The sequence below is a fragment of the Arthrobacter sp. Soil761 genome (assembly GCF_001428325.1).
Classification (GTDB): domain Bacteria; phylum Actinomycetota; class Actinomycetes; order Actinomycetales; family Micrococcaceae; genus Arthrobacter.
This window is the reverse complement of record NZ_LMSF01000031.1, coordinates 65,735-84,642: the sequence shown is the minus strand read 5'-3', so window position 1 is coordinate 84,642 and position 18,908 is coordinate 65,735. Positions and strand designations below refer to the sequence as shown.

General features: G+C 62.4%; 17 protein-coding genes and 1 tRNA gene. 4 read left to right on the top strand and 14 right to left on the bottom strand.

The annotated features are described in order from the left end of the window. Window positions 1–419: 419 nt before the first annotated feature. Window positions 420–1,316, bottom strand: a complete 897-nt coding sequence (locus tag ASG79_RS20730) for a sigma factor (protein ID WP_056393699.1) — start codon at window positions 1,314–1,316, stop codon at window positions 420–422. A 186-nt stretch (window positions 1,317–1,502) separates the two neighbouring features. Between ASG79_RS20730 and ASG79_RS20725 the strand changes: the two genes are divergently transcribed. Beyond that, complete coding sequence (locus tag ASG79_RS20725; RefSeq protein WP_056393697.1) at window positions 1,503–1,826, top strand: ArsR/SmtB family transcription factor; 324 nt, start codon at window positions 1,503–1,505, stop codon at window positions 1,824–1,826. Between the two features lie 31 nt (window positions 1,827–1,857). Here ASG79_RS20725 and ASG79_RS20720 read toward each other — a convergent pair whose 3' ends face one another. Next, window positions 1,858–2,367 carry a hypothetical protein gene (locus ASG79_RS20720; protein WP_235509882.1) on the bottom strand — a complete coding sequence of 170 codons (510 nt, stop codon included), beginning with the start codon at window positions 2,365–2,367 and terminating at the stop codon, window positions 1,858–1,860. A gap of 111 nt (window positions 2,368–2,478) precedes the next feature. Here ASG79_RS20720 and ASG79_RS24500 point away from each other — a divergent pair, with 111 nt between their 5' ends. Continuing rightward, window positions 2,479–2,898, top strand: coding sequence for a winged helix-turn-helix domain-containing protein (locus ASG79_RS24500; RefSeq protein ID WP_082581849.1), 420 nt, complete (start codon window positions 2,479–2,481; stop codon window positions 2,896–2,898). Here ASG79_RS24500 and ASG79_RS20715 read toward each other — a convergent pair. From ASG79_RS20715 to ASG79_RS20695, 5 genes are all read right to left on the bottom strand, one after another. Beyond that, window positions 2,790–3,965, bottom strand: coding sequence for an alpha/beta hydrolase family protein (locus ASG79_RS20715; protein WP_162256833.1), 1,176 nt, complete (start codon window positions 3,963–3,965; stop codon window positions 2,790–2,792). The genes ASG79_RS24500 and ASG79_RS20715 overlap by 109 nt on opposite strands. Then, entirely contained in the window at window positions 3,952–4,395 is a 444-nt protein-coding gene (locus ASG79_RS20710; protein WP_056393693.1) for a hypothetical protein, read from the bottom strand. The genes ASG79_RS20715 and ASG79_RS20710 overlap by 14 nt, the downstream gene beginning before the upstream one ends. After that, window positions 4,385–5,422 carry a hypothetical protein gene (locus ASG79_RS20705; protein ID WP_056393692.1) on the bottom strand — a complete coding sequence of 346 codons (1,038 nt, stop codon included), beginning with the start codon at window positions 5,420–5,422 and terminating at the stop codon, window positions 4,385–4,387. The genes ASG79_RS20710 and ASG79_RS20705 overlap by 11 nt, the downstream gene beginning before the upstream one ends. Beyond that, entirely contained in the window at window positions 5,419–5,907 is a 489-nt protein-coding gene (locus ASG79_RS20700; protein WP_056393690.1) for a hypothetical protein, read from the bottom strand. Before ASG79_RS20700 ends, ASG79_RS20705 begins: the two co-directional genes overlap by 4 nt. Window positions 5,908–6,321: 414 nt before the next feature. Then, window positions 6,322–6,513: a hypothetical protein gene (locus tag ASG79_RS20695; protein WP_056393688.1), complete on the bottom strand. Its 192-nt coding sequence runs from the start codon at window positions 6,511–6,513 to the stop codon at window positions 6,322–6,324. Between the two features lie 169 nt (window positions 6,514–6,682). Here ASG79_RS20695 and ASG79_RS20690 point away from each other — a divergent pair, with 169 nt between their 5' ends. Further along, a complete protein-coding gene (locus ASG79_RS20690) occupies window positions 6,683–7,486 on the top strand; it encodes a hypothetical protein (protein ID WP_056393685.1) in 804 nt (267 codons plus the stop codon). 195 nt (window positions 7,487–7,681) lie between these two features. Here the strand turns inward: ASG79_RS20690 and ASG79_RS20685 are convergent, their stop codons facing one another. From ASG79_RS20685 to ASG79_RS20670, 4 genes are all read right to left on the bottom strand, one after another. After that, complete coding sequence (locus ASG79_RS20685) at window positions 7,682–8,395, bottom strand: HNH endonuclease family protein (protein ID WP_056393684.1); 714 nt, start codon at window positions 8,393–8,395, stop codon at window positions 7,682–7,684. A 177-nt stretch (window positions 8,396–8,572) separates the two neighbouring features. Next, the gene (locus tag ASG79_RS20680) at window positions 8,573–8,845 is read right to left on the bottom strand and encodes a hypothetical protein (protein ID WP_056393682.1); all 273 of its coding nucleotides are present in this window, start codon (window positions 8,843–8,845) and stop codon (window positions 8,573–8,575) included. Between the two features lie 126 nt (window positions 8,846–8,971). Then, complete coding sequence (locus ASG79_RS20675; RefSeq protein WP_056393680.1) at window positions 8,972–10,102, bottom strand: tyrosine-type recombinase/integrase; 1,131 nt, start codon at window positions 10,100–10,102, stop codon at window positions 8,972–8,974. 87 nt (window positions 10,103–10,189) lie between these two features. After that, window positions 10,190–10,271: transfer RNA gene (locus tag ASG79_RS20670), tRNA-Leu, on the bottom strand. A 201-nt stretch (window positions 10,272–10,472) separates the two neighbouring features. On the opposite strand from ASG79_RS20670, the gene ASG79_RS20665 reads away from it, so the two are divergent. Beyond that, entirely contained in the window at window positions 10,473–11,078 is a 606-nt protein-coding gene (locus ASG79_RS20665) for an ANTAR domain-containing response regulator (RefSeq protein ID WP_009358190.1), read from the top strand. A gap of 126 nt (window positions 11,079–11,204) precedes the next feature. On the opposite strand, the gene pyk is transcribed toward ASG79_RS20665, so the two are convergent. From pyk to gltB, 3 genes are all read right to left on the bottom strand, one after another. Further along, window positions 11,205–12,701 carry a pyruvate kinase gene (pyk, locus tag ASG79_RS20660; RefSeq protein WP_043425225.1) on the bottom strand — a complete coding sequence of 499 codons (1,497 nt, stop codon included), beginning with the start codon at window positions 12,699–12,701 and terminating at the stop codon, window positions 11,205–11,207. Between the two features lie 91 nt (window positions 12,702–12,792). Beyond that, on the bottom strand, window positions 12,793–14,250 hold the full coding sequence (locus tag ASG79_RS20655) for a glutamate synthase subunit beta (RefSeq protein ID WP_056393678.1): 1,458 nt from the start codon (window positions 14,248–14,250) through the stop codon (window positions 12,793–12,795). Continuing rightward, complete coding sequence (gene gltB, locus ASG79_RS20650) at window positions 14,243–18,856, bottom strand: glutamate synthase large subunit (RefSeq protein WP_056393676.1); 4,614 nt, start codon at window positions 18,854–18,856, stop codon at window positions 14,243–14,245. The genes ASG79_RS20655 and gltB overlap by 8 nt, the downstream gene beginning before the upstream one ends. Window positions 18,857–18,908: the final 52 nt, after the last annotated feature.

Below are 18,908 nucleotides of genomic sequence, written 5' to 3'. Positions count from 1 at the left end.
TGATAAGGGATTGGATCCATCAGGCAGCAACTCCCACCAGGACCGCAGCTTGGCATATACATCCGAGTACGACGACGAACGGCTGTCCCAGCTATAGATTCCCTTTGCTGCCGCTACAGAGAGCGCCCGGTAATCGCGGGTACGTGGCAAACGATCCGGCGTCGCCTCCGCCGTAATGACCGGCTCGTCAGGAACACCGGACGTACTGCCTGGTGCAGTGGCAGTGCCTGATGGCTTCGTCGTTGAAGGTGCGGTTGCGGACACGGTTGGCGGGACCGGTCTACTGGGATTATCGGCAGGCCAAAGCAGGAAGAGTGCACTAATCATGAGCAGGGCAACCAGCCCTGCCGCCAGCCACTCCCGGCGGCCAACCCTACGGAACCAATTCATAGCCAACTCCCGTGCATGGCAATCATGTTTTAGAGAGCCGGTCTGTTCACTTTGTGCTGAAGCACGCGCCAAGCTGCCTGGTATAGCTGCCGGGCGAATCCGATGTTCACCGCGATGTATCGCTCGGTGACGCCGAGCTCACAGGCCAGAGCTGCTATCTGAACGGACCTATCCAGTCCTCGCAGGCCCGGACGGACTATGGTTTCCGCGACGCTCCGGAGGACGTTTGTGGGAAGGCAGTTGGCAGCGCAGCGGCAGAGATCCTCGACGCCTAATCCGGGGGCGGGGTGGCAGCTCAATGCCGTGTTGATTGTTTTGGCCGTGTGCCGAACGACGGTTACGGCATGCCAACGACGCCGGTCTTCGGGAGACGGCGGTCCGTAATGTCTCGGCCCCGTGAGGCTGGATACGGCAAGCGTCCAGGTATCCTCACTGACGCTGCGCTGGACTAGGCCCAACATTGCGTGTGCCCAGGCCTGATCGACGTAGTTCTCGACGTCGTCTCCTGCCGCGCCAGCATGGATGACAGCAAGAAGCTCCGGTGAGCCTTCCGTCGTGAAGTCGACAAGCAACGGCAACGTCTGATGGCTAAGTTCGCGCCGCATATAGGCAGCGCAGATCTTGTTGCAGACACCTTGGACCCACGCTTCAAATGGGATACCGGGCAACTCCCGGTAGCGCCCGCGCGCAACTCCGTCCCAAACGGCGACCCGGATGTCCTGCATGACGTCGTCCACATCGCAGGATCGCCCGATCCTCGTGAGCCGAGAAACGACGTAGCGGTGCACCCCATCAACCGCGACCATGATCCGGTCGATCTGGATGACGGGTTCTCCCGGCGGCGGTGCGCTTCGCAATGAGACGTCAACGTCAGGGGACGTCTCTGATCCCTTTGTAAATTGATACGCCTTGGCTTCAATTTCCATGGCTTCACCGCTTTGACTGTTCAGATCGAGTAGTTCGCAGAGTCGCGCAAAGGGCCACCCCAGTTAGTGGATACGGAGATCCAACAACGATCAGAAGAAGCTACAGGAATTATTGTCGAAGATAACTAAAGTATCGTCAAGAGTGCTGTTCTTACTTTTTGCGCTGCCATCGGGAAGAATGACCGTATGCCGAGAATTACGCAGCCTCACGACGCCGCCTGGTCGGCCGACGTCGAGGCTGCCGTCTCAACCTTCGGCAACCGGGCGCGAAACGAAATTCTTCGATTCCTCACGGCCACTGGGCCTGCGACGCGCGGAGACATCGTCGCTGCTGTCAGCGCGGGCGATCCCAGCGTGGCCAAGCACCTGGCCGCGCTGGAAGAGGCAGGTGTGGTGATGGTCGACGTCGAGCCTGGACGTAGACACGGTCGGTCACCGCGGTATTCGGCGAACCCTGTCCGGATCAAGGAACTGCTCGACGCTCACCTTAAGTACTTGCTGGAACGGTAGGCGCAGCGCGTTGAAAAAATGAGCCCGACGTTTAGTCTGCGCGCTCCGGCGCCTCATCCGCGTCCAACCCCGGACTGGCCTCGGCCCTCTCCCCTTCTGGCCGGCGGCTGATGTCCTTGTTCAGGTACTCCGTGATCGCCCGAAGTGTCTCTGGCGACACGTCACCAAGGGTCCGAGCCGCGAACGCCTTCACCCTCGCAGCCCGGAGAGATTTCACAAACTCAAGCTGGGAATCGATTCGCTCGGGCAAATCTGTTGGGTCACTGCCCAGCAGGTAAGCCGGATCCACATTGAAGATGTCGCACAAGGCTCCCAGTAGCGCCGGGTCGCTTACCAGCCTGCCTGTGCCGTCCTTCATGTAGAACCAACGGGCTCTGGAAAGCTTAATGCCCTTCTCCGCCAGCTTTTGCTGGACTTCACGGAACGTGACGGGTTGCCCTCGCTCGGCAACAACAACATCGAGCAGCAGGTTCAAGCGGCGTGCAAGTTCGGCTTGTGGAGACAGTTCCGCGCCTTTGAGACCTTCTTCGTCTCCAGACACGGTTCACCTCCCAGACCTGACTTGACTACCGTCAGCGAGTCACTAGTTGTTGCCCAGTATCGCCTTGGCCAAGTCCACAAGCAATAAGCGGGGCTTCGTCCTTCCATCCGTATGTGGATGAGCGTAGTGTTTTGCTGTAGACCCGTCTACAGCGGGCCACAGGAAATCCCCTCGTCACTGATTGTGGTCTTCATGGCGAACATCTTGATGAACCGAACGCGAAGCCGCCTCATTCGCTACCTGAGCACATATGGCCCGGCGACTTGCCCAGAGGTCGCTGCAGCCCTCACCCTGTCTGCTTCCTCAGTCCGCAAGCACCTCAGGCTTCTATGCCAAGCAGGTCTAGTCGCCCTCGGGTCGGGAACGTATACAGCACGACCGGATGAGATCGAACGGGAACTTGCGGACCTTGCAGCCACTTTTCAGTCAGTGGGCAGCGACTTCAGGAATCCCGTGACGGACGACTCCCACTTCTCCGTATCGGCGTTCCACTCGAGTGAATGCCCCGGAACATCGAAGCGAACCAACTGAACGAGGTCGGGTCGTAGCTCGGCGAATCGTTCGGAGACTGCGACCGGTGTCGATTTGTCGTTGATCCCATGCAATATGAGGGTCGGTGTGTTGAGGTCACCAGCGCGGCTTACCCAGTCCAGCGCGGAGAGGTCAATGGATTGGTTGAGGCCCGTGACCCAGCGGCCTGCATTCGAACCCAACAATCTCAGCCCAGCCCTGGCGATAGCTTCAGGCAATCCGCTGGCACTCCCGTTAGACGTCAGAGTCTCAGCCCAATCCAGGACGGGAGCCACTAGCACCAGGCCGATGATCCGATCAGCGTGGGCTGAGAGATTTGCTGCACGCAAGGCCATGGAACCGCCCAGAGACCATCCAAACAATACGAGCCGCACAGCGCCATGGTCCACGGCGTACCTAATGGCCCCCTCGACATCCAACCACTCATTCTGGCCCAATGAGTACCGCGAATCGTTCGACGGCGGCGCTTCGCCGTCGTTCCGGAACGACACGACCAGCGATGTGATGCCGAGTCTGCTCGCAACAGGAACACCGCGAAGGGCGCCGGCCCGTTTTCCACCCAGTCCATGCGCGTGTATGGCCCATAGCGAAGACACCGGACCAGCTACCCTGGGCGCGAATTTCCAGGCTGGTGCCGTACCGCCGTCGACCTGAATCTCAACCTCCTCAAAAGGCAGACCTAGCTGTCCCGGTTCGGAGTAGGCGTATCCGCTCCAGATGCCAGCGGTGGCAGAGCGCAAGTCCCCGGAATCGACTCGTTCCACGAGCCGAATCACTGTTTCCTTGTTCGTCTCTTCGTCTACCACAGGACCGATGCAGGCGTGGCCCTTGCCGTTGCCGAACCACAAGCTGTATCGGCCTGGCGCTCTCGTTAACGGGGTCGCCGGCAGTTCAATCCTCAGGGATCCGTCCTCGCTGGAGAAGACTCGTCGGATGCAAAGATCCTCCCGTCGTGTAGTGCTCGGTACCACCACCCGGCGCGCAAAGTAGGCGGCACCGAGGAACGATATTGAAGATGCACATACTGCTGCAAGGGCTAGCGGGCCCAGCACTTTAGGAGCCTTCATCTTCGCTCCTGACATGCTTGTCAATGAGCTCCCTGAGTCGCGCCAGCGTTTCGGGAGATAACTCCTGCAATTGCCTTGCTGCGAAATTTTTCACGCGAGCCTCCCGCATCGACTTAAGGAGACTGAGCTGGGCTTCCACTAGTTCGGGTAACTCTGTTGAGTCATCCAGAAGGTACCGGCGATCCACGCCGAAGAATGCCGCGAGGTTCTGCAGCAGATCCTGGTCCATAGCCAGGGAGCTGTCACCGCTTCGCATGTAGGCCCATCTTGACCGCGACAACGGCGTGCCATGTTGAGACATTGCTTCACTGACTTCCCTGTAGGACAAGGGCCCTGCTCCTCGGGACTCATACAAATCCAGCAAGAGGTTGATCTTGCGAGCGAGTCTAGCCTGCAGCGACTCCGAGGGTTCTACGGCATCATCTGCCACTTGGGTTCTTTCCCCTCCCCCATCGCGCCATTCCCAATCGAGCACCCTGCGTGTCCCTGTGGGAAGCGAGGTAAGTCTCTGTTCGAGTCAATGTTTGAAAATCAGCTTCGTCCAGCAACTTAGCAGCAGCGGGATCCATCAGAAGAGCATCCTCGATCTCGACGAGCATCCGATGAAGCTTCCGCGTCTCTGAGTCTCCCCGCTCGATGACTCCAGCGGGAGTCGCCAGGCGACCATCCTTGCGCGTAGCTGTCGCTTTTTCCCAAGTGGATGTGAGGTCTTCGAGTAAGCCAGCTCGAGTCCTCTGTTGTGTTCGCTGAACGATCCGCCGCGCTACTGGTGGCAGGGCCAGTCCAGCGCACAGGAACAACATCGCACCGACAAAACTGGTGTCGTAGATAGCCGCCAACTGCTGCATGGTCGCCTCGCCTCCGAGTAGATGGGCTAGGTCCATTCCCAAGACTGAGCTCACTACGACGAGAGCCAGGAAGCAACCAATGCCGATGAGGGTGAAGGCGACGCGAAAGTAGGAAGAGGCCATCCGCCGTCGGAATTTAAAGCACAAGTATCCGGTGACGCCGACGACCACCCCGATGTAGACAAACTGGATGGCGGAATAGAGGGCGGCAGCAGGCTGGTCCCCGTAGTCCAACATGAATTTCGTCGAGGATGCGGGTGCTTCGATCCGGAGGAATGCAAGGACCAGCCCCACGGAGACTAGACCCAAAACTACGAGGCCGCGACGGTCTCTGCGCACTGGTGCATCTGTAAGCTCGGCAGCCCGGAGGATCGCCTGGGAAAGGAAGTAGATTCCCACGACCATCAAAATGTTTGCGAGAAGATCCAGGAGGTTGTGACCGCCGAGGGCTCGATCACCCACGAGATAGATTGGATCGACATTCAAGGAGAGCGCGGTTGCAATCGCAACCGCGGCAACGAGGATGCTGTGGTCTTTCCTGGTACGCGCGCCGGGCAGCAAGCACAGAACAAGGCCCCAGATGACGGCTGCCGCGACTGCCTGGATCACCCGAAAACCTGTTCAAAAGACCTTGGCTCCATGGTGCTGTCGCGGATAGCGCCGGCAAGAAGATCTGCGAGAGTCTCAGCTGCGGCCTCCAGATCGTCGACGAAGCTGCTCCGCGCCAAAGCTCGTGACACCATCTCTCCGTCAAGATTGGGGAAGAGGCTGCCTGCATAGTCGGAAGAGATCCCCAACTCATCGTGGCGAAGGATCATATGTCCAAGTTCATGAAGGATGAACTGCTGCCGATGGAGCGCTGAGTCCGTCACAGCGTGCAAGATGATTTCCCGAGTATCTGTGGACAACCAGAGACCGCAGACGGACGTGCCGTTGAGGATCGTCGTGGCTTCGATCTCGATTCGGCGCCGACGTCGGGCGGCCACTATGGCAATGAGCCTCTCCAACGTCAGGTGGATCGGTAGCCGCAGTGATAAGAATGCGTCGGCCGCTACCTGAGCTGGCCCCTGTTCTTGCGATTTTTGCTGGTCCATACCGCCCCCTCCTTGCAGCGGACGGCAAGCGTGGCTGCTGTTGATAGAGCCACCGGTGGCGCCAAGGGCCCCAGCTTCCATTGAACGCCCCCGCTCTGGACATGTCCAGAGGCTTGGGCGGACCCGAAGTGGCTTTGCCTCTATGCAGGCCAGGCGACAGGCTCAAGTGAACACTAGTGCAGGCCTTCTCGCCTGAAGAAGTGTCGTCATGCATTTACAGACGGCCCCCCTTTGGGTTCCACGCAGAAGACCTTACCGACTGATCGAACGACGTAGGAAGGGTTCTACGGGGCTAGAAGCGACTCCGGGGACAGAATCCGGTGAACCTCAGATGCTTGGCTTAGCAACCGACATCGCCACGTCCGACGTGGCCGTGGGGACTTGAGTAAAGTCTCACCGCCATCAAGCAAAGACTTAGTGCCAGACCTCAACAATCCTGTCGGTGGCATTGATGGCGACGTGCGGCCCGTCGTGCCCCCTGTCGAATACGCAGAGGGCCTGAAAAGTAAGCTTGGGGCCCTGCTCAGGGCAATCTGCTTTGTTGGCCAGTCCTTCCAGCAAGGTGTCTCCCACGCGGAATGAACGGGGTTCGCTGTCGCTCATCATGACTCCTACTCAGGGGATCAGTTAGCTCAAAGTCTAGGGGCAGATAAGACTGGATAAGTTCCCCAGCTCAGCCGCCCTGGCCACGAAGGTGACAAGGGCGGCTGGCTGCTTCAATTAGTGTGGAAATTCATCGGCCCGTTCGACGCGGCCACTTTCCAGGGGGAGCATCATGAACAAAGCAGTCCGCAAGATTCGTCGCTTGTGGATCACATACGTGGGCTGGCACAAATGGTCCGGCATGTGGGGCCGGTTTGTCCTGGGCCACGCATTCCAAGGCCAGCAAACGAATGGAACCCTACTAGTCACGGATGATGTGTCAGGTGACGTCGAGGAAAGACTCACCACGTCTTTTGAATGGATGCAGCAAGTAGACTACGCCTCGTTCGCCCCCCGGGTTTTCGCGGACCGAGAGGCCCTGCTGAGTTTCGTCAAGGTCTTAGACGAGTACGGCGGCGGGAGTGGCGTGGTGACCGCGTACGGGCAGCCGGAACTAACCCCTGAGCTTGCTGTAGCGAACATCCTCGAGACCCCCACGGATCAGCTGACAAAAATAAGCCTCTCAGTTGGGTTGCCGCCGGCAACCACCGTGACAATGCACTCGTCCCCTGGATGGGACGAGAATTTGAAGTCGGATCCACGAGACAGCTTGAATGGGATGAACGTCCACGATTACGGGGGCGTCCACTGCGTTCGCATAGTTGGGATGAAGTTTCACACGGGCGACCGAATGTACCAGGACCTGGGACGCGTCGTGGACGCTCTTCGGCGGTATACGACCGATCCGTCGAAAGTCCAGTTACGCAAGCTCAAGGGCGACTTCCCCCTCGTAAATGAGGACAGTCGTCAAACGGTTCGTGAGCAAAAGTTTCAGGCGGGCGTGCAGAAGCGGGCGGCATGGATTGGCGCTGGAGCGGCCGTAGTCGTGACAGTGCTCGCCGAGGTCATAAAAGCTATTGCAGGCAGCCCGTCATAGCGATTTCGGGTGAATAAGCGGTGGATTTGCGCCGCCGCCGGCTGCCCTTCACCAGCAGCCGCCGCCCACTACTATGCGCCCGCCCTAGAACCAACGGATAGCAAGACCGTGGGCGGGACCTTCAGATGGCGGGTTCATTCCGGCTAAGGACCAGTTCGGTCTTTCCATCTGTCAGCGGCGTACGGACGACGTTATCTATCTACAGCTATCGAGTATTCCTGCTAAGGCATCACGCTCGGCTTGGGTGACCCAGAGGGCGTACTTATTTTTTACAGCAGTTTGGCGGGCGACGTACTCGCACCGGAAGGCCTTATTCGGCGGAAGCCACGTTGCTGCATCTTTGTCACCTTTGGCACTGTTGGTGGGTCCGTCGGCGGCCATGAGATTCAGCGGATCGTTGGCGAGTTCCTTGCGCTGCTCGTCGTTGAGCTGCTGTGCGCCCTTCTGCCAAGCGTCGCTGAGGGCGACGATGTGGTCGATCTGGACGTCCGAGCTCGTGTCCTGACCTCGCGTGAAGGTAATCGTGGCGCCGGTGTACTTGTCGGCCAGGGTTCCTGTCATGACCACACAGTTGTTGGTGCCTTGCTTGAACGTTTCGTTGGTCAGGTCGCGGGCGAGGATGTCGTTGCGGGTGTCGCAGCCGTTGCGGTCGATGTCAGCCCAGGCAGGTCCAAACTCATCGCGGGTGTAGCCGGTCATTGGGGCCCGCCCCTTCACCGGGATGCTCTCCAGTTGTACTAGGGCGTTGGCGACGTCAACGGCAGCGGCCGGCGCATCGGCGGCGACGTCTGGAGTAGCCTCGATGATTTCTAAAGCGTTGGCTGCGGCGTCACAACCTACTAGTGATCCAGCTAGCATCATCGCGGTGACAGCGGTCAGAGCTTTGGCGGGAGAACGGGTAGTCTTCATGGTCCTTCTGGTTTAGTGGCGTCGTTCCACGCTAGCTTTGACCACCAGCTGCCGCAGGTAACGAAGTCCGTGGTGCCTGCCACACAGCGCCCATAGGACTCTTCGGAAGTCGGCTTCGGGTGCCACTGGTTGGCCCAACTTTTCAAACCATGGCCCTTAGGGGAGCGCCGCGCTTACTCAATGCGCCGCAGTCAGTCTGATTTTGGACCGAGTACCGATGAGCCTTTCCTTGATCACGGGCCCACTACCGGAGCGCGAGGAACCAGTGCTGCCGGGAAGGATCTCACTCAACTTTGCGATTTCCAGAATGTGCTCGGAAGTGAAAATGATTTTTCCCTTTCCCCAGCATGCGTGGGGGAAGCGTCCGCTGGTGGCGCCGTCGCGGAGCCATGATTCGGTGCAGCGCATCAGCGCGGCAGCTTCTGCGGGTTCAAAGAATTCGATCTCCACGGGATCTCCAAAAAGAAGGCGTTGCTTTCCACCTTCATGATGGCTTGGAGACCGGCCGACATGACCGACGCTGCACATCGGCAGGCGAACCCGGGAACAGACATTCCGCCATGCGTAGCATGACCATCACCGCAGGAAAGCCGTTATCGACCGCTCAGTCGCGTCAGCACCAGCCTGAAGCGCCTCCGGCATCAAGTGCCCATACACCTGCTCTGTGGTCCGTGTAGAGGCGTGTCCGAGCCGGCGCGAGATGGTGAACAAGGGCACCCCGTCCTGGATCAGCCAGGACGCGTGAGTGTGGCGGAGGTCGTGGATGCGGGGGTTCTTGGTCAGGCCAATTGCCTGGGCGGTGCGAACGGCAGGCACCCAGTAGTGGTGCCAGTAGAGCTTGTGGATGATGCGCTCGCCCTTGGGCGTCGTGAACACAAGTTCCTTCCCGGGCCTGCTCGCCACCAACGGGATCAGCAATTCCACAAGCGCGGGGTTCAGCCCGATGGTCCGTTTACCGGCACCTGTCTTCGTCGCCCCAATGTAAAACTGGTTCTGGCCGTCCCGTTTCCAGGCCTTGTTGATCCGGGCCGTAGGCGGTTTCGAGAGCAGGTCGACGTCAGCGACAGTTAGGGCGGTGGCCTCTCCAAAGCGGGTACCGGTCATGACAAGGAAGTTGGTGAAAGCCTTGTACCGCTCCCCCATGCCCTCCATGATGAGGCTGAACTCGCCATGGGTCAGGAACATTGCCTCGTCCTCGGCTTTCTCAATTCCGGGAAGCTGCACGCCGCGGCAGGGGTTCCGCGTGATGTAGCCGAGCATCTCCGCGGTATTCATGGCTGCCGAAATCAGGCCGTGCACGTTATGGATGGTCTTCGGCGCCTTGCCCTTGGCCATCATCGACTTCACCCAGTGTGCGATCAGACGGTAATCCAGCTTGTCCACCGGTACATGGCCGATGACGTTCCGGATATGAAGGTCCAGCATGGTCTGGTACGTCTTCGTGGTTCCGCTGGATGGCCGGATCAACAGGTCGATGTGCTCCTGGATGACTTCGGCCACAGTAGGCGTGCGTTTCTCATTCGACAGAATGGCATGCTGGGCGATCTCGAAGGACTGGCCATTTGCGTCCAGAAGCCTCTTCAGGGTCTCGGCTTCGACGATCGTGGCAACTGTCAGGCCCTGCTGCTCGCGGCTCTTCGGGTCCCGCCACAACACCATGTAGGACGATGTGCCGTCCCTTTTGGTGCGTTTACGAATGCTTGCCACATCAAAAACGGTACGCCGCTGTCAACACTTTGGGGGTTTTTGTCAACACACAAAGTGGTAAGTGCCGCTTGACCTGCGGAAACACTGTGCCCGAGGTGGGACTCGAACCCACACACCTTTCGATACCGCATTTTGAGTGCGGCGCGTCTGCCAATTCCGCCACTCGGGCGCGGATTACGCGGAGCCAAAGTACGCTCACAGCTGACTGTGAGCAACGCGATCGCTTCACGTACGCGGAATTACTCTACATGCAGATAGGCTGAATTCCAGAATCGCGCCGCCGTCGCCGCAAACAAACCCTGCAAACCAAGTACAGCAGCGGTGGCACCTAAGATAGTGATGTCCCGCCGTACCTTTTCAAGGAGATCCCGTGACTGAACAGACGGAGTCCAAGCCCACGTCCCAGCCGGCGCGCCGCGTCATTGTGGCAGAGGATGAAACCCTCATCCGCCTCGACATCATCGAGATCCTGCGCGGCGAAGGTTACGACGTCGTGGGTGAGGCAGACAATGGCGAGAAGGCCGTCCAGCTCGCCGAGGAACTCAAGCCGGACCTGGTCCTCATGGACGTCAAGATGCCCGTCATGGACGGCATTTCTGCGGCCGAAAAAATCGTCAAGGCCCGCATCGCCCCCGTGGTGCTGCTGACCGCCTTCAGCCAGAAGGAACTGGTGGAGCGTGCCCGCGACGCCGGCGCCATGGCCTACGTCGTCAAGCCCTTCACCCCCGCGGACCTCATCCCGGCGCTGGAGATCGCACTCTCCCGGCACGAGGAAATCAAGGCCCTCGAGAGCGAGGTGTCCGACCTGCAGGAGCAGTTCGCCACCCGCAAGCTCGTGGAACGCGCCAAGAGCCTGCTGACCACCAAGATGGGCCTGACCGAACCCGAAGCCTTCCGCTGGATCCAGAAGACCTCGATGGACCGCCGCCTTAGCATGCGCGAGGTTGCAGAGACCATCATCAACCAGGTCAACTAACGCGCGGGCCGGGCCCGAAGAGTTTCCGACGGCGGCCCGGCCCTTCGCGTAAAGTACCCTAACGCGCACAGCACCACAGCAAAGGACCCCTGCCAACCGGCAGGGGTCCTTTGCTGTGTCTGAAGACTAGGCCTGGGCCTTCTTCTTCTTTTCCGGCCACGGGCCGAGCTTTTCCTTGTTGCTGGCGACGTCTCCGGCGCGCGTGGAGTCGGCGAGGTCGCCCACCTTGTGCACCTTCAGCGAGTTGGTGGAACCCGCCTTTCCGGGAGGCGAACCGGCGGCGATGACCACCAGGTCACCGTCTTCCACAAGTCCCATTTCCTCAAGGCTGCGGTCCACCTGGGCCGTCATGGCGTCGGTGTGGTCAACCATCTGGACAAGCACCGGCTGGATGCCCCAGGTCAGCGCCATCTGGTTCCAGACCTGCTCCACCGGGGTGAACGCGAAGACCGGCTTGATGGGACGCAGGCGGGAGAGCCGGCGGGCCGAGTCACCGGACTGGGTGAACGCACAGATGTACTTGGCGTCCAGCTGGTCGGCGATTTCGACGGCGGCACGGGTGATGGCGCCACCACGGGTCCTGGGCTTGGTCCCCAGCGGGGGGACGCGCTCCAGGCCGTGGACCTCGGTGGATTCGATGATCCGGGCCATGGTCTTGACCGTCTCGATCGGGTACTTGCCCACGCTGGTCTCACCGGACAGCATGACAGCGTCAGCACCGTCCAGGACGGCGTTGGCGCAGTCGGAAGCCTCTGCACGGGTGGGGCGCGGGTTGTCGATCATGGACTCAAGGACCTGGGTGGCCACGATGACCGGCTTGGCCCAGCGGCGTGCCAGTTCAATGGCGCGCTTCTGCACGATCGGCACTTCCTCCAGCGGAAGCTCCACGCCCAGGTCGCCACGGGCCACCATGATGGCGTCGAAGGCGTCGATGATCTCGGGCAGCTGCTCAACGGCCTGCGGCTTTTCGATCTTGGCGATGACCGGTACGCGGCGGCCTTCCTCGTCCATGATCTCGTGGACGCGGGCGATGTCCGTAGCGTCACGCACGAACGACAGCGCCACCAGGTCAACGCCGCGGCGCAGCGCCCAGCGGAGATCGTCCTCGTCCTTCTCGCTCAGCGCGGGCACGTTCACGGCCACGCCGGGAAGGTTGATGCCCTTGTTGTTGGACACCATGCCGCCAACGGTCACCTCGGTGACCACCTTGACGTCGTCCACCGCCGTGGCACGCAGGGCCACCTTGCCGTCGTCGATCAGCAGGGCATCGCCCACCTTGACGTCCTCGGTGAGGCTCTTCAGCGTGGTGGAGCAGATCTCCCGGGTACCGGGAACGTCTTCGGTGGTGATGGTGAAGACGTCACCCACGGCCAGGGCGTGCGGACCGTCGACGAAACGGCCCAGGCGGATCTTGGGGCCCTGCAGGTCGGCCATGATGGCCACGGCCTTGCCAAGGTCGGATGCTGCCTTGCGGACGTTCTCGTAGGTGTTGTCATGCACGGAGTAGTCGCCGTGGCTCATGTTCATGCGGGCGACGTCAACGCCGGCTTCCAGCACCGCGAGGGTGTTTTCGTAGCTGGCAATTGCCGGGCCAAACGTAGCCACAATTTTTGCGCGTCTCATATACCTACCCTATTGGTCTCTTGCATTGGTTAAGTTGTCTGCGAGGTGAACCCTCGATGCATCCTGCGGGACTGCGGCCAGAGGACGGCGGCTAGAGGACGGCGATGGCCCGGTCCGTCGGTGCTACGGGAGCGGGAAGGATCGTGCTTCCCATCAGGTACTTGTCAACTGCGGCAGCGGCGGCACGTCCCTCGGCGATGGCCCACACGATCAGGGACTGCCCGCGGCCGGCGTCACCGGCAACAAACACGCCCTCGGTGTTGGTCATGTAGTAGCCGTCGCGGGCCACGTTGCCGCGGCCGTCGAATTCGGCGTGCACCTGTTCGGTGATGCCGGCAGGCTCGGCACCGGTGAAGCCGAGGGACAGGAACACCAGGTCCGCCGGGATGATCCGCTCGGTGCCGGCCTTGGGGAGGCGCTTGCCGTCAACGAACTCGGTCTCCGCCACCTTCACGCCGGTCAGCTTGCCGTTCTCGCCAACGAACTCGACCGTGGACGCGAGGTAGGTGCGTTCGCCGCCTTCCTCGTGCGCGCTGGCCACCTCGAACAGGGTGGGGAACGTCGGCCACGGCTGGTGGCTGGCACGCTCCGACGGCGGCTGCTTGCCAATCGCCAGGGTGGTCACCGAGGCGGCGCCGTGCCGGTGCGCGGTCCCCAGGCAGTCAGCACCGGTGTCGCCGCCACCCAGGATGACAACATGCTTGCCGTGGGCGTTGATCTGGTTCTCGATGGTTTCCCCGGCGACTGCACGGTTGGCCGGCACCAGGTAGTCCATGGCGAAGTGGATGCCGTCCAGGTCGCGGCCCGGGATGGGCAGGTCACGCGGAACGGTGGCGCCGGTGCAGACCACGACGGCGTCGTAGCGCCTGCGCAGCTGCTCCCAGGTGACGTCGGTCCCCACGGAGACGCCGGTACGGAAGCGGGTGCCCTCGGCCTTCATCTGCTCGACGCGGCGGTCCACCTGCTCCTTTTCCATCTTGAAGTCGGGGATGCCGTAGCGGAGCAGGCCGCCGATCTTGTCGTCCCGCTCATAGACGGCAACCGTGTGGCCCACGCGGGTGAGCTGCTGGGCGACGGCGAGTCCTGCCGGGCCGGAGCCAACCACCGCAACGGTCTTGCCGGTCAGGCGTGCGGGCGGCAGCGGGTTGACCCAGCCGTTGTCCCAGGCCTCGTCGATGATCGAGACTTCCACCTGCTTGATGGTGACCGCGGGCTGGTTGATTCCCAGCACGCAGGACGCCTCGCACGGCGCCGGGCAGAGCCGTCCGGTGAACTCGGGGAAGTTGTTCGTGGCGTGCAGGCGCTCGATCGCTTCCTCACCCTTGTCCCGCCACATGAGGTCGTTCCACTCGGGAATGAGGTTGCCCAGCGGGCAGCCCTGGTGGCAGAACGGGACGCCGCAGTCCATGCAGCGTCCGGCCTGGGCCTTCAGCGTGCCTTTTTCCTGCGCCTCATAGACCTCTTTCCAGTCCATGATGCGGACGGGAACAGGACGGCGTGGCTGGGTTTCACGCTGGCGTACTTTCAGAAATCCGCGTGGATCAGCCACCGGTCACCTCCAGGATTCGAGACCATACTTCTTCGCCGTCGGGGTCAAGGCCCTCTTCGATGGCGTCGAGACGGGTTTGCAGCACAGCCGCGTAGTCGCGCGGCAGCACCTTGGTAATGCGGGCAGCGGTGTCATCGAAGTTCTCGAGGAGACGCGCCGCCAGCTGGGAGTCAGTTTCTTCCACATGCTTGACCAGCAGGCCGTGGACGATGTCGCGGTCTTCGGCGTCCAGCTCGCGGAGCTGGAGTTCGCCGGACTGCAGGGCGTCCTTGTTGACCTTGGCAGTGTCCAGGTCCAGGACGTAGGCGGTTCCGCCGGACATGCCGGCACCGAAGTTGCGGCCGGTGCGCCCGATGATCAGCGTCTGGCCGCCGGTCATGTACTCGCAGCCATGGTCGCCAATGCCTTCGACGACGGCGGTGGCACCGGAGTTGCGGACCAGGAAGCGTTCGCCCACCTGGCCGCGCAGGAACATCTCGCCGCTGGTGGCGCCGTAGCCGATGACGTTGCCGGCGATGACGTTGGTCTCCGCCTTGAACACGTTGGTACGGTCCGGGCGGACGACGATCCGGCCGCCGGAGAGGCCCTTGCCCACGTAGTCGTTGGAGTCGCCGTAGAGCCGCAGGGTGATGCCGGCAGGCAGGAAGGCACCCAACGACTGGCCGGCGGTGCCGTTCAGCGTGATGTCGATCGTGTCCGTGGCCAGCACATCCGTGCCGAAGGTCTTGGTGACCACGTGGCCCAGCATGGTGCCCACCGAACGGTCGGTGTTGATGACGTCAACGGTGATCTTCACCGGGCTGCGGTCCGTCAGCGCTTCCGTGGCCATGGTGATCAGCCGCTGGTCGAAGTGCTTGTCCAGCTCATGGTTCTGGCCGGTCATGTTGCGCAGCGGCGCGTCGTCGTCGAACTCCAGGCCGTGCAGGATCGGGTCCAGGTCCAGGCCGTCGGCCTTCCAGTGGTCGATCGCCTCGCGGGCGTCCAGGACCTCTGCGTGGCCAATGGCCTCCTCGAGGCTGCGGAAGCCAAGCTCCGCCAGGATCTCGCGGACTTCCTCGGCAAGGAACTCGAAGAAGTTGACCACGAACTCCGGCTTGCCGCTGAAGCGGGCGCGCAGCTCGGGGTTCTGCGTGGCCACACCCACGGGGCAGGTGTCCAGGTGGCAGACGCGCATCATGATGCAGCCTTCCACCACCAGCGGAGCGGTGGCGAAGCCGAACTCCTCGCCGCCCAGCAGCGCGGCGATCACAACGTCGCGGCCGGTCTTGAGCTGGCCATCCACCTGCACCACCACGCGGTCGCGCAGTCCGTTGAGCATCAGCGTCTGCTGGGTTTCGGCCAGGCCGAGCTCCCACGGGACACCGGCGTGCTTGAGCGAGTTCAGCGGTGAGGCGCCGGTACCGCCGTCGTGCCCGGAAACGAGTACGACGTCGGCCTTGGCCTTGGTCACGCCGGACGCCACGGTGCCGATCCCGACTTCCGAGACCAGCTTCACGTGGACCCTCGCCGAGGGGTTGGCGCGCTTGGCATCGTAGATGAGCTGCGCGAGGTCCTCGATCGAGTAGATGTCGTGGTGCGGAGGCGGGGAGATCAGCCCCACGCCGGGGGTTGAGTGCCGTGTCCGGGCCACCCAGGGGTAGACCTTCTGCGCCATCAGCTGGCCGCCTTCGCCGGGCTTGGCACCCTGGGCCATCTTGATCTGGATGTCGTCCGCGTTGGTCAGGTAGAGGCTGGTCACGCCGAAACGGCCGGACGCGATCTGCTTGACCGCAGAGCGGCGCTTGGGATCGAGCAGGCGATCCACGTCCTCGCCGCCTTCACCGGTGTTGGACTTGCCGCCCAGCTGGTTCATGGCGATGGCCAGCGTCTCGTGGGCCTCCTGCGAGATGGAGCCGTAGCTCATCGCTCCCGTGGAGAACCGCTTAACGATGCTGGAGACCGGCTCCACTTCCTCAAGGGGCACGGACGGCCGGTCGTTCTTGAACTTGAGCAGGCCGCGGAGGGTCATCAGGTTGGTGGACTGGTCGTCCACGCCCTTGGTGTAGGCCTTGAAGATGTCGTAGCGGCGCTCACGCGTGGCGTGCTGCAGCCGGAACACGGTCTCCGGGTTGAACAGGTGCGGTTCGCCGTCACGGCGCCACTGGTACTCGCCGCCGCCCAGCAGGGGGCGGTGCGGCTGCTCGATGCCGCCCTCGGGGTAGGCCATCTGGTGGCGTGCGGACACTTCGGCCGCGATCACGTCCAGGCCCACGCCGCCCAGCTGGGAGTGCGTGCCGGCAAAGAACTCGTCCACCAGGTCCTGGCCCAGGCCAAGGGCTTCGAAGGTCTGGGCGCCGGTGTAGGACGCCACGGTGGAGATGCCCATCTTGGACATGATCTTCAGGACGCCCTTGCCCAGGCCCTTGATCAGGTTGTAGACGCCGTCCTGCGGGGTCACACCGGTGACGTCGCCGGCAGCGATCAGCTGCTCCACGGATTCCATCGCCAGGTACGGGTTGACGGCGGACGCGCCGTAACCAATGAGCACGGCCACGTGGTGCGTCTCGCGGACATCGCCGGCCTCGACCACCAGGGCAGTCTTGGTGCGGTTGGCGCTGCGCAGCAGGTGGTGGTGCACGGCGCTGACCAGCAGCAGCGACGGGATGGGTGCCCACTGGGCGTTGGAGTCACGGTCGGACAGCACGATGTACTGCACGCCGCGGTTGATGGCACCGGAGACCTGCTCGCAGATCTCGGTGAGCCGGGCGCGGAGCGCGTTCTCGCCGCCTTCGGGCCGGTACAGGCCGCGGACCTTCATGGCCACGCGGTTGCCGTCGGCGTCCTCGATGTTGGCGATCTTGGCGAGCTGGTCGTTGTTGATCACCGGGAAGGGCAGCTGGACCTGGGGCTGGCGGACCTGCTTGGTGTCCAGCAGGTTGCCGTTGGGTCCGATGGCGCAGGTCAGGGACGTGACCAGTTCCTCGCGGATGGCGTCCAGCGGCGGGTTGGTGACCTGCGCGAAGGACTGCACGAAGTAGTCGAAGAGCAGGCGGGGGCGCTTGGACAGCACGGCCACGGGGGTGTCGGAACCCATGGCGCCCAGCGGCTCGGCGCCGGTGCGGGCCATCGGGCCGAGCAGGATCTTCAGTTCCTCGGTGGTGTAGCCGAAGGTGCGCTGGCGGATGTTCACGGACGCGGCAGTGTGCACCACGTGCTCACGCTCGGGCAGGTCGTTGAGGTCGATCAGGTTGTCCTTGACCCACTCCGCCCACGGGTTGGCCGCGGCAACTTCGGCTTTGACCTCTTCGTCATCGATGATGCGGCCGGCCTCGGTGTCCACCAGGAACATCTTGCCCGGGGACACGCGGCCCTTCTTGACCACCTTGGAGGGTTCGACGTCGATCACGCCCACCTCGGAGGCGAAGACGATCAGGCCGTCTTCGGTGATCCAGAAGCGTCCGGGGCGCAGGCCGTTGCGGTCAAGGGTTGCGCCCACCAGGTTGCCGTCGGTAAAGGACACGGCGGCGGGGCCGTCCCACGGTTCCATCAGCAGGGAGTGGTACTCGTAGAAGGCGCGACGGGCCGGATCCATGGTGGCGTGGTTTTCCCAGGCCTCGGGGATCATCATCATGATCGAGTGCGTGATGGGCCGGCCGGACAGCCACAGCAGCTCCGCTACCTCGTCGAACGAGGCGGAGTCGGAGGCGCCGGGGGTGCAGATGGGGTACAGCTCTTCCGGCGAGTCGCCCAGCAGCGGGTTGGCGAGCTGGGACTGGCGGGCGCGCATCCAGTTCCGGTTGCCCTTGACGGTGTTGATCTCACCGTTGTGGGCAATGGTCCGGAACGGCTGGGCGAGCGGCCAGGACGGGAAGGTGTTCGTGGAGAAGCGTGAGTGCACGATCGCCAGCTTGGTCTTGAACCGCTTGTCCGAAAGGTCCGGGTAGAACGGCTCCAGCTGGGCGGTGGTGAGCATGCCCTTATAGACGATGGTGCGCGAGGACAGCGAGGGGAAGTACACGCCGAACTTGTTCTGGGCACGCTTGCGGATGCGCCAGGCGCGCGAGTCGAGCTCGTTGCGGTCCAGTTCCTCGCCGTTGGCGGATGCCAGGAAGGGCTGGGAGAAGTAGGGCATGCAGGCGCGGGCCATGGCGCCCACGAGGTCGGCGACCACCGGCACTTCACGCCAGCCGAGGACCTTCAGGCCCTCATCGGCGGCCAGGCCCTCGATACCTGCCTTGGCGGCGTCGGCCTCGCGCTGCTCGGCAGGCAGGAACGCGGTACCGGCGACGTACTGGCCCGGTGCGGGCAGCTCGAACTCGGTGACCGCACGGAAGAACTCGTCGGGGATCTGCATGAGCAGGCCCGCGCCGTCGCCCGTGCCCTCGTCAGCACCCACGGCACCGCGGTGCTCCAGGTTGCGCAGGGCGGTCAGGGCGGCGTCGACAATGTCATACCCGGGTTCGCCGCGCAGGGTCGCGATGATCGCGAGTCCGCAGGCGTCCTTCTCCTGTTCCGGGTTGTAGAGCCCGGCGGCCTCCGGCATGGCTGCGAAGCGCTTGAACGGCGACATTGCAGTCTCAGGCTGGTCCGGTTCGGACCAGCTGGGAGTGTGAAGAGTTTGGGTCATGGGAGACGTCCTTCCTCCTGATCGTGCGTATGGAAGGGACACCGTTGGCCCC